We start from the raw sequence: 12,982 nt of genomic DNA, 5'->3' as shown, positions 1-12,982 counted from the left end.
CGAAGCTTCCTTGAAGGCGTGATTCGTGGGGTTCGGCAACAGGGCGCGCTCAACGCGGCTGCTTGACCGGACGCTTCCAGTTTTCGAGGCTGATCTGCTTGCTGCGCGACACGGTGAGCTGACCGGCGGGCGCGTCCTTGGTCAGCGTGGTGCCGGCGCCCAGCGTGGCGCCGCGTCCCACGCGCACCGGCGCGACGAGCTGAGTGTCCGAGCCGATGAAGACCTCGTCCTCGATGATGGTGCGGTGCTTGTTGGCGCCATCGTAGTTGCAGGTGATGGTGCCGGCGCCGATATTGACCTTGCTGCCGACGTCCGCGTCGCCCACGTAGGCCAGGTGGTTGGCCTTGGAGTGGTCGGCGATGACGCTGTTCTTGATCTCGACGAAGTTGCCCAGATGCACGTCGCTGCCCAGCACGGTGCCCGGCCGGGTGCGGGCGTAGGGCCCGATCACGCAGGCCTGGCCCATGGTGGTGCTGTCGACGTGGCAGAAGGGCTCGATACGCGTGCCGGCACCGATGCGGGCATTGCGGATGACACAGTGGGCGCCGATGCGCACGTTGTCGCCGAGTTCGACCTCGCCCTCGAACACGCAGCCGACATCGATCTCGACGTCGCGGCCGACGGTGAGGCTGCCGCGCACGTCGATGCGCGCCGGGTCGATCAGGGTGACGCCCTCTTCCATCAGGCGGCGGGCGATGTTGCCCTGGTGGATGCGCTCGAGCTCGGCGAGCTGCAGCTTGTTGTTGACACCCAGGGTCTCGGCGAAGGCGTCGGGCTGCACGGTGGCGACCTCGACGCCGTCGGCGACCGCGAGGCCGATGATGTCGGTCAGGTAGTACTCGCCCTGGGCGTTGTCGTTGCCGATGCGGCCGAGCCAGTCGCGCAGGCGGGCGACCGGGGCGACCAGGATGCCGGTGTTCACCTCCCGCACCTTGCGCTCGTCGTCGGTCGCGTCCTTTTCCTCGACGATGCGGGTGACGTCGCCCGCGGCATTGCGCAGGATGCGGCCGTAGCCGGTCGGGTCGTCCATCTCGACGGTCAGCAGCCCAAGGCGCTCACCGCCGGCGGCGGCGATCAGGCGACGCAGTGTCGGCACACCGATCAGCGGCACGTCGCCGTACAGCACCAGCGCCATTTCGCCGTCGGTGAGGTGCAGCAGCGCCTGCTGCACCGCATGACCGGTGCCAAGTTGCGGTGCCTGGCGTGCCCAGGCGAGATCGGGGGCATCGAGGCGTTCACGCACCACTTCGCCGCCATGGCCGTAGACCACGCAGATGCGCTGCGCATCGAGCGTGCGCGCCGTATCCAGCACGTGGGCCAACATCGGCTTGCCCGCGATGGGCTGCAGCACCTTGGGCAGGACCGAACGCATGCGCTTGCCCTGGCCGGCAGCGAGAACGACGACTTCCATGGATGTATTTCCAGCGGTTTGGCGAATGGGGCCGGAGTTTATCATCGTGACGGGCGAGGCTCCGTGAACGAACGCATGGCGAATGCGTGAAAACCACAATGCCGGCGCAGCAAATTGCACCTAGATTGACGCATTGCACAATCGCCACCGTTTAGCGCTTATATTGGTCATGGACCGCATCTAGAATCCCATGCTGCAAAGCACATCCAAGAGATCCGCCATGGAACATTCCTCCACCACCCAGTTCATCCAGAACCGCACCTTCGACGAGATCCAGGTTGGCGACTTCGCCCAGTTGATACGCACCCTGCGTCCCGAAGACATCCACCTGTTCGCCGCGATGTCCGGCGACGTCAACCCGACCCACGTCGACGTCGAGTACGCACGATCGAGCCAGTTCCGCGAAGTGGTCGGCCACAGCATGTGGGGCAGCACGCTGATCTCGACCATCCTCGGCACGGAGTTTCCCGGCCCCGGCACCGTCTATGTGTCGCAGGGACTGAACTTCTGGCGCCCGATCACGATCGGCGACACGCTGACGATCACGGTGACCTGCAAGGCCAAGTACGAGCACAACCATCACATCGTGTTCGACTGCCAGGCGCTCAACCAGGACGGTCTCAAGGTCATCGACGGCGTTGCCGAAGTGATGGCCCCGACGCAGAAGATCAAGCGCGAGCGCGTGGTGCTTCCGGCAGTCACCATCAACGACCGCGAACTGCGCTACCGCCACCTGCTGTCAGTGTCGGCTGGCCTGTCGCCGATTCCGATCGCCGTGGCGCATCCGTGCGACAAGGAGTCCCTGTCCGGTCCCGTGCAGGCGGCCAAGGCCGGCCTGGTCGACCCGATTCTGGTCGGGCCGGAGAGCAAGATCCGCGCGGTGGCCGAGGAGCACGGCATCGACATCAAGGGCTTCCGCATCGTCAATGCCGAGCACAGCCACAATTCGGCCGAGATCGCGGTGGGCCTGTGCCGTGACGGCGGCGCCGAAGCGCTGATGAAGGGCTCGCTGCACACCGACGAGATGATGAGCCAGGTCATCAAGCACCTGCGCACCGGCCGCCGCATCAGCCATGTCTTCCTCGCCGATGTGCCGACCTACCCGCACCCGCTGATGATCACCGACGCCGCGATCATGATCGAGCCGACGCTTGAAGATAAGGTCGACATCATCCAGAACGCGATCGAACTCGCCCACATCCTCGGCCTGCCCGAGCCCAAGGTGGCGATCCTGTCGGCGGTCGAGACGGTCACCTCCAAGATCCGCTCCACCATCGAAGCGGCGGCGCTGTGCAAGATGGCCGACCGCGGCCAGATCAAGGGCGGCCTGCTCGACGGCCCGCTGGCCTTCGACAACGCGGTGTCGCTGGTCGCCGCCAAGACCAAGGGCATCAAGTCGGTGGTGGCCGGCAATGCCGACATCCTCGTCGTGCCCGATCTCGAATCCGGCAACATGGTCGCCAAGCAGCTCGAGTACCTGGCCAACGCGCTGATGGCCGGCGTGGTGCTGGGCGCACGCGTGCCCATCGTGCTGACCAGCCGTGCCGACACCGCCGAAACCCGCGCCGCCTCGTGCGCCGTGGTGCAACTGATGGCGCACAAGAAGCGGGAGATGTTGAAGCGATGAAAGCCGTCCTCGTCCTCAACGCAGGCTCCAGCAGCCTGAAGTTCGCGCTGTACCCGATCAACGGCGAACTCGCTGCCGAGCCGGCTTTCTCCGGTCAGGTCGAGGGCATCGGTGCGACGCCCGAAATCACCCTCAAGACCGCGTCCGGCGCCCGCATACAGGAAGCCGTACGCACCTCCGGTAGCCAGAGCGAGCAGCACCGCGACGCGCTGAACCACGTGTTCGGCCTGCTGACGCAGCACAATCCCGACCTCGAGATCGTGGCTGCCGGCCACCGCGTCGTGCACGGCGGCGACCATTACAGTGCGCCGACCCGGCTCGACGAGGCGGTGCTGCGCACGCTGGACACCTTCGTGCCGCTGGCGCCCCTGCACCAGCCGCACAACCTGCGCGCAGTGCGCGCGGTCGGAACGCTGATGCCGGATGTGCCACAGGTCGGCTGCTTCGACACCGCCTTCCACCGCACCCAGCCCGCCGTCGCCCAGGCCTTCGCGCTGCCGCGCCGCATCTCGGCCGAAGGCGTCAAGCGCTACGGCTTCCACGGCCTGTCCTACGACTATGTCGCGCGCCAGCTGCCCGACATCATCGGCGAGCGTGCGAAGGGGGCGGTGGTCATCGCCCACCTCGGCAACGGCGCGTCGATGTGTGCGCTGCGTGACGGCAAGAGCGTGGCCTCCACGATGGGCTTCACCGCGGTCGAGGGCCTGATGATGGGCACCCGCACCGGCAGCCTCGATCCCGGCGTGATGCTCTACCTGATGGAGCAGAAAGCGATGGACGCCAAGGCGCTGACCAACCTGCTGTACAAGGAATCGGGTCTGCTCGGCGTATCGGGCATCAGCCAGGACATGCGTACGCTGCTTGCATCCGGCGCCCCTGAGGCGAAGGAAGCGGTCGACCTGTTCTGCTATCGCATTGCGCGCGAACTCGGCTCGCTGGCAGCGGCTGCCGGCGGGCTCGATGCACTGGTGTTCACCGGCGGCATCGGCGAGCACGCCGCAGCGGTGCGCGAGAAGGTGGCCGAACTGTCGGCCTGGCTGGGCGTGAAGATCGACGCGGCCGCCAATGCCGACCACGCCCGCCGCATCGACGCCGCGGACAGCCGGGTCGCCGTCGCCGTCGTGCCGACCAACGAGGAGCGCATGATCGCGCGCTACACGGTCGAGACGCTCGGCCTGTAATCCGCACCGGGCGCAGTCCGCCGGACTGCGCCCATCCGCCCCCTCCCCTCCCAGGCGCTCTGCCGGGTTATCCCTGCTTGAGGCCCCTCCCCCGCAGTGCTAACGTCATGCTCCCCGCATGACGGAGCACGACATGAAAACGCGCAGCCTACTCGCCACCGCCCTGCTGATGGCCGCCTTCGGCGCCTGGGCAAAACAGGCGGTCGACACCGGCCACGGCGGCGCCGTCGCCACCATCTCGCACGAAGCCAGCCTGGCGGCGATGGAGATCCTCGACGCCGGCGGCAATGCCATCGACGCGGCGGTCGCCGCGGCTGCAACGCTGGGCGTCACCGACCCCTTCAGTTGCGGCATCGGCGGCGGTGGCTTCATGCTGATCTACTCGGCGAAGGACCGGCGTGTGATCGCACTCGATCACCGCGAGGTGGCGCCCGCGACCTTCCACCCCAGCATCTTCCGCAACGCGGACGGCAGTGAGATGGAATGGAAGGCCGCCGTCCCCAACGGTCTCTCGGTCGGCGTGCCCGGCACGGTGCGCGGCTGGCACGAGGCGCTGGCGCGCTACGGCACGATGGGGTTCGAGCGGGTCCTGGCCCCGGCGATCCGCGTCGCCGAACAGGGCTTTGCGGTCGGCCCCAACTTCCACCGCATCAACACCGCCAACGAGGCCAAGTTCGCCCGCTTCTCCACCGCGTCGGCGCTCTACCTGAAAGATGGCAAGGCGCTGCCGGTCGGCACGCACTTCCGCAACCCGGACATGGCGCAGACCTACCGCGACATCGCCCGCGGCGGGGTCAAGGCCTTCTACGAGGGCCCGATCGCGGCCAGCATCGTCGCCGCGGTCAACCACCCGCCAGCCAACCCCGGTGTCGCGGTCCTAGCCGGCGACATGACGATGGCCGACCTCAAGGACTACGAGGCGCGCATCCGCCAGCCCATCCGCTCGACCTACCGCGGCTACGAGATCCACGGCATGCCCACGCCTTCCAGCGGCGGCATCGCGATCGCACAGGCGCTGAACATGCTGGAGACCTTCGACCTGTCGGGCCGATCGCGCGCCGAGATCGAGCATCTTTACCTCGAGGCTGCGCGCCTGGCCTTCGCCGACCGCAACGCCTACGTGGCCGACGAGGCGTTCGTCGATGTCCCGAAGGCCGGCCTGCTGTCGAAGGAATACGCGCGCGAACGTGCCCGGCAGATCGGCCCGCGCGCCGCGCCGGGCAAGGTCGACGCGGGGGACCCCTACCCCTTCGAGGACGATCTGTCGGTACCGCTGCGGCCGCAACCGAAGCCACTGGCACGGGAGTCGATGCACACCACCCACCTGGCGGTGTCCGACCGCGAAGGCAACGTCGTCGCCTACACCTTCACCATCGAGGACTGGGGCGGCAGCGGCATCGTCGTGCCGGGACGCGGCTTCCTGCTCAACAACGAGCTTACCGACTTCGACTTCAGCGGTCCGCACCCCAACGTGCCCGAGGCCTTCAAGCGGCCACGCTCCAGCATGAGCCCGACCATCGTGCTCAAGGACGGTGCGCCGGCCTTCACGATCGGCTCGCCCGGCGGCTCGACCATCATCACCACCGCACTGCAGACCCTCGTGAACCACATCGACCTCGGCATGAGCCTGGCCGATGCCCTTGCCGCACCCCGCATGAGCCAGCGCAACGGCGACACCACGCTGGTCGAGACGCTGCTCGGCTTCCCCGGCAGCGAACAGGCGAAGGCGCTCGAAGCACTGGGCCACCGATGGCGTGAGACGGACCAGATCGGCGCTGCCAACGGCATCCGCTTCAACACCGACGGCACGGTGACCGCCGTCAGCGAACCGCTGCGTCACGGCGGCGGCAGCGCGATCGTGCAGAAGCAGTAGACGGTTCAGGCCAGCACGCCTGCGGGCAACTCATCGACGAGGATCCACACGGCGGTGGCGCCCAGCAGCGCCGCCATCGTGAGGTTGAACGTCCGCAGCGCAGCCGGCCGTTCCAGCAGGCTGCGCATGCGGTCACCGATACCGGCCCACAATGCGATGCACGGCAGGTTGATGACGGCACATGACAGGCCGAGCAGCGCAACCGCAGCCCAGCCGGCTCCCTGGGGCAGGAACAGGATCGCGACGTTGAGCACCATCATCCAGGCCTTGGGATTGACCCACTGGAACAGCGCCGCCCCGACGAAACCGAGCGGTCGCGCCCGCCCAGCGTTGCCCGGGCGCCCGGCCTGCGCCTGTCGCCACGCCAGCCACAGCAGGTAGCTGCAGCCCAGCAGCACCAGCGGCAGGCGCAGGGCCTCGATCCAGTTCATCGCCCAGGCCACCGTCCCGCCTACCAGCACGACCTGCACGCCATGCCCGACGCTGATGCCCAGCATGTGCGGCAGGGTGCGGCGGAAGCCGAAATTGACCCCGCTCGCGGCGAGCATGATGTTGTTCGGTCCGGGCGTGACGGACATCGTGGCCACGTAGGTCATGAGGGGCAGGTCGAGCATGGCGGTCTCCTTGCATGGCGGGTCCGGACGACCCGCTGCAGAACCACTCTATGCGCACGGCAAATACAGATACAGAGCCAGAGCTTGTCGTCTATATTGGGTACAGCCTGCAGAAATGCAGCTCTGTATCCGCCGCCAGCTCACCGATCTGTATCCATGTCCATCACCGAAGCCCTGCCGCTGTATCAGTCACTGGCCGACGAACTGCGCGACGCGATGCGCGACGGCCGCCTGCCTGCCGGCGCCCGCCTGCCCTCGGTACGGGAGGCGGCCTCCAGCCGCAGTTTGAGCATCAACACCGTACTGGCCGCCTACCGTCAGCTGGAAGCCGCGGGCCTCGTCGAGGCCCGCCCGCAGTCGGGCTATTTCGTGCGCTCGCGCCTGCCCTCGCCGCCCCCTGCGCCAGCCGGGCAACTGCCGGAGGAAGGGCGCCCGGCCGATGGCGCCGTGCTGAGTCGCATCGCGACCGTGCTGGCGGCCCAGACCCGCCCCGACACCATCGACCTTTCGCTCGCCTGCCCGAAGGGCGGTGACTTCTATCCCGGCGAACGCCTCGCGCGCATCGTCGCCGACCTGTCGCGGCGCCGGCCCGCCCTGCTCACCGACTATTCGCTGCCACCGGGCTCCGCCTTGCTGCGCGAACAGATCTACCTCCATGCCGCTGCGCTGGGCATGAACCTGTCCCCCGACGCCATCCTGATCACCAACGGCTGCATGGAAGCGCTGCAACTCGCGCTGCGCGCCGTCACCCGCCCGGGCGATACGGTGGGCCTGGAGTCGCCGACCTACTTCAACCTGATTCCGCTGATCGACCGCCTCGGACTGAAGACCATCGAGTTGCCCACGCACCCGGACACCGGACTTTCGCTCGACGCGCTCGAGCTCTTGCTGTCCGAGGGGCGCCTGCAGGCTGTGGTGGCGATGCCCAACGTCCACAACCCGCTCGGCACCGGCATGCCGCTGGCCGCCAAGCGCCGGCTCGCCGCCCTGGCCGCGCAGTACCGGGTGCCGGTGATCGAGGACGCCCTGTACGCGGAACTGCAGTTCGCCACGCCCCTGCAGCCGACGGCCAAGGCCTTCGACCGCGACGGCTGGATCATCGTCTGCGCCTCCTATACCAAGACGCTGGCACCGGGCTTTCGGATCGGCTGGATGGAGGGCGGCCGCTTCGGCCGGGCGCTGGCGGAACTGAAGTTCTGCTCCTCGGTGGCGCAGCCGGCGCTGCTGGCCGAGGCCGTCGGCAGGTTCCTGGAAAATGGCGGCTACGCCCAACACCTGCGCCGGCTGCGGCGGGTGTATGCGGGCCAGATCGAACGCCTGCGCGGCCTGATCGATGCGTCCTTTCCACGCGGCACCCTCGCCACGCAGCCCAGCGGCGGCTTCCTGCTCTGGGTCGAACTGCCCGAGGGCTGCAACACCAACGCGCTGTTCGACGCGGCCTTGCCGCTTGGCATCGGCATCACGCCCGGCAAGCTCTACGCCCCCAGCGGTCGCTACAGCCGGCACCTTCGCCTGTCAGGCTGCTATCCGTTCACCGAACGCCATGTGCAGGCACTGGGCACGCTCGGCGCCCTTGCCAGCGCGCAACTGACCGAGGGCTGAGCATGCGCCAGCGCGACACCAGTCCGGCATCCGACGGCTGCCGTGTCAGACGTCGTTGTCGGTTTCGTTGGCGATGCCGTCGTCCAGCCCGTCGCTGCCGAGTTCCTCGACCTCGAGCTCCACGGTCTGCAGACGACGCAGGCGGTCGGGCGCCTGCAAGGCGTGCTGTCCGCCGTTGAACAGATCGCGCTTGAGTACCGATATGGCTTCAACCCAGGCGGAAGAAGCCTCGCAGCCGATCTGCGCTTCGCCGTCGCGGCACACGGTCAGCGCCTTCCCTTCCACGGTGAAGTGCACGCCGGGCAAGGGGCGCACGCGCACCACGTCATCGGCATGCGCGGCAAAACGCAACATGGTCTCGCGTTCATCGCCCAGCAGGTCGAGGACCAATGCCGGCAAGGCGTAGATCGGCAGGTCGCCGGTGCGGACCGGGCCGCGCCGGCCGTCGATGACGATCAGCGGGGTGGCGACGAGGGTACGGAACATTGCATCGTCAAACTCGCTGCGGCTCGCGGCGAGGAGCCCGGATTCGGCATAGCCACCATGGTTCCAGCCCAGCGACGGCAGGTGGTCACCGAACAGCACGACGATCGCGTCGGGATCGCGCCTTCGCAGCTCGGCCAGGAAGTGCATCAACTCTCGCGACTTGTAATACACGGTGTTCGCGTAGGCGCTCACCAGGCCGTTGTCGGTCGCGGCGGTGATCACCGGCGGGCGTGCTTCGTTGAGCGGGTAGTCCAGATGCCCGAAGTAGGTCAGCACGTAATTGAACAGCGGCCGACCACCGTCGAGCTCGGGACCGATGCGCTCGAGCACCTGGCGATACAGGGAGGCATCGCTGAGGAACTCGCCATTCATGTCGTCGAGCACGAAGTTGCGGTCGGACCAGTACTGCTCGAAGCCGACACGGCGATAGGCGTTGATGCGGTTCCAGAACGGCGCGGCGTTGGGATGCGAGGCCACGCTGCGATACCCTGCCTCGCCCAGGTGACGGGGCAGGCAGGGCACATCGCGGCGCAAGCGGCCTTCGAAGAACACCGCGTCGGTCTGCACCGGGAAGCCGCACAGCGCCTCGAACTCGGCGTTGGCGGTGTAGCCTCCGAACACGGGCGATAGCGCCCGCGCATTGCCCGCGGCCTTCCATAGCTTGCGGAAGGCCGGATCAAGCGGATCGGCGGACAGTCCGGCAGCCTTGAGCGGCAGGGGGTCCCAGAAGGATTCGAGCACGAACATGTGCACGTTGCGCCCGGCGCGGTCAGGGTGTTGCAGCGCAGCCTTGAAGAGCCTGCCCGGGGGCTTCGCGCCGAGCAGGCTCAAGGCCTGATCGACCTCGGCCATCTGCGGTGGCTGCGCGCGGCGCGAGAGATTGCGCGCCGTCTCCTGCACGAGGTGCAGGGGCAGGCCCCGCATTTCATAGTTGCCACGCTGATTCCAGACCCAGTCGCCAAAACGCGCGTCCATCCAGCCGACCACCGGCGCCGGATGCGACACCACGGCCGTCACCGCCAGGACCGCGCCTCCGAGTGCGACCCAGGCCCTGGGTTGCCGCCATGCGAACATCCACAGCAAACTGGCCACCGGCAGGGCGAGCATCGCGACGCTGCCCCACAGCTGCCAGCCTTCGAGCAACAGGAAAAGGTTTTTCGCGGCAACGAAGTCGTCGGGCATCACCGGGCCACCGAGCACCGCGAGCTTGATTGCGTTGGAAACGGTGAAGGCCGAGAACAGCACCCCCATTGCCAGCGCAAAACGCATCACGCTGCGCGCCATCATGAACAGCAGCCCGCCCACGAACAGGTGTGCGCCAAGATCGCGCGGCCATGCACCCGCTTCCGGCGACACGCCCAGGGCAAATGCGATACCTATCTGCGCGAGCAGGTACCACAGCGTGACCAGACCCAGCGCCCACATCCACTCGCGCACCCGCGCGGTCGCGGCCCCCGTTCCACCCGGACAGTTCGACGACGAGGAATGAATGAATCGATGCACGGCGGATTTCCGGAGCCATTCTGGGGCTCCGATAATACCGCTGTAACACAAGCGTGAGTCGGAATGCATGTTACCGGATGCGGCGCTGTCGCCACGGGATCACAGCGGTGCCCTGCACCGGCATCGATGCGCCGCCCAGCCGTGCTCGACGCCCCCGCGGCGCGAACTCAGGCGCCGACGATCCCGTCCCACAGCAGCTTCAGCCCCGACAGGCCGAGTGCCAACGTGGCGAAAAGGTAGAACGGGCGCTCCGGGATGCGGCGAATCAGCCTCAAGCCGAGCCAGACCCCGATGGGGACCAGCGGCAGCAGCATTGCCGACATGATCAACCCGTCGCGCGAGAACAGTCCGATCGACAGGTAGAACGGCAGTTTTGCGAGGTTGATGACGGTGAAGAAGAACACGGACGTGGCAACGAAGGTGTCCTTCGGCAGCCGACGGCTGAGCAGGTAGGCCATGATCGGCGGCCCACCGGCATGTGCGAGCGTGCTGGTAAAGCCTGAGCCAGCTCCGCACAGCCAGGCGAAGCGACGCGATGCGGGAAGCTCGCCGGTGCCATCGGCCCGCCCGGTGCGCAGCAGACGGTCGGCCGCGAACCCGATCGCGATCAGACCCAGCACGATCTTGACCATGCGGTCCGACAGGACGCCGAACGCGAGCGTTCCGACGCCAATGCCGAGCAGGGCGGCGGGGATCAGCATGCGCAGGTCGCGCCAGTCGGCCTTGCCACGCCAGGCGCGGATACCGGCCATGTCCATCACGATCAGGACCGGCAACACCACCGCCACCGCGTCGCGCGGCGGGATCCACATCGACATGAAGGGAACGGCAAGTCCGCCCAGTGCGCCGCCGAGGCCCGCCTTGGAAATGCCGGTGAGCAGGATCGCGATCGCGGTCACCACCCAGCCTGCGACATCCATGCTCATCGGACCTCCCCATCCGGATCCACGTTCAGGACTGCCTGGTCCCGCCCGAGCCGCTTGGCTTCATACAATGCCGCGTCCGCCTGCTCGAAAAGCTCACGCATGAGCGGCCACTCGAGTCCACCCTCGGGCCCGCCCTCGGGCGCGACCCGATGCGTCCGTGCGTACTCGACCGTGACGGCGTCGGCTTTCAACCAGGCTACGCCGATGCTGACGGTCGCATGCGACGCCACCGTCGATGCAGCATGCGGAATCTGCAGCCTGCGTACGGCCTCGCACATGCGTTGGGCCAGGTCGAGCGCGGCCTTCCCGTCCGTGAGCGGCAGCAGGACCGCGAACTCCTCACCGCCATAGCGCGCCACCAGTTCGCCGGCACGACCGACGTGAGCCTGAAGCGCGGCGGCAAGGGTCTTCAGGCACTGATCACCCGCCGGGTGGCCATAGTGGTCGTTATAGAGCTTGAAGTGATCGACATCGATCATCAGCAGCGCGAGCGGGGTTTCGCCGCGCACGGCGAGCGCCAGTTGGAAGCTCGCGGCTTCGTCGAGCGCCCGGCGGTTCGCCACGCCGGTCAGCGGGTCGACCCGCAGTTGCGCCTCCAGTCCCCCAAGACTGCGCTGCAGGGCCTGGGTCAACACCCGTTCGCGCTGCCAGGCACGCCGCAACACGATGCCGAACACGCCGGCCGAAGCCAGCAGCAACAGGCTGACCGGCAAGGCCAACGCCAGAATCTCCCGCCTGCGCACGTCGGCAAACACCTCGGCCACCTCGACCGAGGACAGCAGCAGCCAGCGCGTACCGAACACCGGACTGGCCATCGCCATCACTGCGCGGCCCTGTTCATCGCTTGCGTAGAACACGCCCCGCACGCCCCCCAGCGCCTGCACGACCGCGGCCGGATTGCCGTCAAGCGGGTAGCGATACTGCAGCACCGCCGCTTTGACCCCGCGCGGCGCATTGAGATAGCGCGCCTGCTCACCGTCGCGCCAGACAACGCCGGAACGCGCCGTCTGGCTCGGCGTCGGCCAGGGCTCGAGCAGCGGCAAGAGCACCGAACGCAGGTCCTGCACCAGCCACACCGCGCCGATTGCCACCTCGTCGTCGTAAAGCGGCGCGAACACACTGATGAAGGGAAAGGCAAAAGCCCGATCGGACACCGGCTCCGCCATCACGGCCTTGGCCGATGAAAGCGCCGACCGCAAGGCGCCCAGATCGGCCAAGGGGACCCGCGTCCCTTCCCGACCGTCGTCCGCACGATTGCTCAGCAGGACGGTGCCCGCGGAATCGACGAAATGCACCGCGGTGTAGTGCCCGAGCTCATTGAGCGCCCGCAAGCGGCGACGCACGCCTTCGCGAGCGCTGACCTCGCCGTCGCCCAACCAGCGGCCGAGAGCGGCCGACAGCAGGGTGTCCTCGACCAGCATCTCCGCATCGCGCAATGATTGCTGCTGCCAGCCGACGACCGCCTGCAACTGCAACTGGTTGATAGACTGCAGTTCTCTCTCGGCCTGATGGCGGTGGCGGTTCTCGCGCTCGACATACACCCTGTGAAGCCATGCAGTCAGGCAGATCACCAGCAGCACGAGCAACGCGGCGGCGGCAAAAGCCCCCTTGCGGCGCTTCAGGGCAGAATCGGATGCGGGTGGGGGTACGCTAGGCAAGGCCGGCTCGAGAGAATTCGGGAATCAACGAGGAAATCGCATGACAAGGACTGCATGCTCCAACGCGTGGCGAGTGCTCGCACGCTGCCTGCTGGCTGGAT

Annotated in this window: 9 protein-coding genes; 4 read left to right on the top strand and 5 right to left on the bottom strand. The window is 67.5% G+C overall.

Annotated features, from left to right (window positions below; all coding sequences use genetic code 11):
• Positions 1-49 precede the first annotated feature (49 nt).
• Positions 50-1,411, bottom strand: a complete 1,362-nt coding sequence (gene glmU / locus AC731_RS17640) for a bifunctional UDP-N-acetylglucosamine diphosphorylase/glucosamine-1-phosphate N-acetyltransferase GlmU (protein WP_048708115.1) — start codon at positions 1,409-1,411, stop codon at positions 50-52.
• Positions 1,412-1,631: 220 nt separating this feature from the next.
• Between glmU and AC731_RS17635 the strand changes: the two genes are divergently transcribed.
• The 3 genes from AC731_RS17635 (at position 1,632) to ggt (ending at position 6,092) form a co-directional block, all read left to right on the top strand.
• Positions 1,632-3,038, top strand: coding sequence for a bifunctional enoyl-CoA hydratase/phosphate acetyltransferase (locus AC731_RS17635; RefSeq protein WP_004253826.1), 1,407 nt, complete (start codon positions 1,632-1,634; stop codon positions 3,036-3,038).
• Positions 3,035-4,219, top strand: coding sequence for an acetate/propionate family kinase (locus AC731_RS17630; protein ID WP_048708113.1), 1,185 nt, complete (start codon positions 3,035-3,037; stop codon positions 4,217-4,219). Before AC731_RS17635 ends, AC731_RS17630 begins: the two co-directional genes overlap by 4 nt.
• 133 nt (positions 4,220-4,352) lie before the next feature.
• The gene (gene ggt, locus AC731_RS17625) at positions 4,353-6,092 is read left to right on the top strand and encodes a gamma-glutamyltransferase (protein ID WP_048708111.1); all 1,740 of its coding nucleotides are present in this window, start codon (positions 4,353-4,355) and stop codon (positions 6,090-6,092) included.
• A 5-nt stretch (positions 6,093-6,097) separates the two neighbouring features.
• On the opposite strand, the gene AC731_RS17620 is transcribed toward ggt, so the two are convergent.
• Positions 6,098-6,706 (bottom strand): LysE family translocator, encoded by a 609-nt coding sequence (locus AC731_RS17620; protein WP_048708108.1) that lies wholly within the window; start codon positions 6,704-6,706, stop codon positions 6,098-6,100.
• 156 nt (positions 6,707-6,862) lie between these two features.
• Between AC731_RS17620 and AC731_RS17615 the strand changes: the two genes are divergently transcribed.
• Entirely contained in the window at positions 6,863-8,308 is a 1,446-nt protein-coding gene (locus AC731_RS17615) for an aminotransferase-like domain-containing protein (RefSeq protein WP_048708105.1), read from the top strand.
• 45 nt (positions 8,309-8,353) lie between these two features.
• Here the strand turns inward: AC731_RS17615 and AC731_RS17610 are convergent, their stop codons facing one another.
• From AC731_RS17610 to AC731_RS20295, 3 genes are all read right to left on the bottom strand, one after another.
• Positions 8,354-10,297: an LTA synthase family protein gene (locus tag AC731_RS17610; protein ID WP_237266560.1), complete on the bottom strand. Its 1,944-nt coding sequence runs from the start codon at positions 10,295-10,297 to the stop codon at positions 8,354-8,356.
• A gap of 167 nt (positions 10,298-10,464) precedes the next feature.
• Positions 10,465-11,223, bottom strand: a complete 759-nt coding sequence (locus tag AC731_RS17605; RefSeq protein WP_004253811.1) for a sulfite exporter TauE/SafE family protein — start codon at positions 11,221-11,223, stop codon at positions 10,465-10,467.
• Positions 11,220-12,881 carry a GGDEF domain-containing protein gene (locus tag AC731_RS20295; RefSeq protein ID WP_156480739.1) on the bottom strand — a complete coding sequence of 554 codons (1,662 nt, stop codon included), beginning with the start codon at positions 12,879-12,881 and terminating at the stop codon, positions 11,220-11,222. Before AC731_RS20295 ends, AC731_RS17605 begins: the two co-directional genes overlap by 4 nt.
• Between the last annotated feature and the right edge of the window lie 101 nt (positions 12,882-12,982).

Origin of the sequence: Thauera humireducens, assembly GCF_001051995.2 — a bacterium.
Lineage (GTDB): Bacteria > Pseudomonadota > Gammaproteobacteria > Burkholderiales > Rhodocyclaceae > Thauera > Thauera humireducens.
The sequence above is the reverse complement of the archived record's forward strand: the minus strand, read 5'-3'. Positions and strand labels throughout refer to the sequence as shown.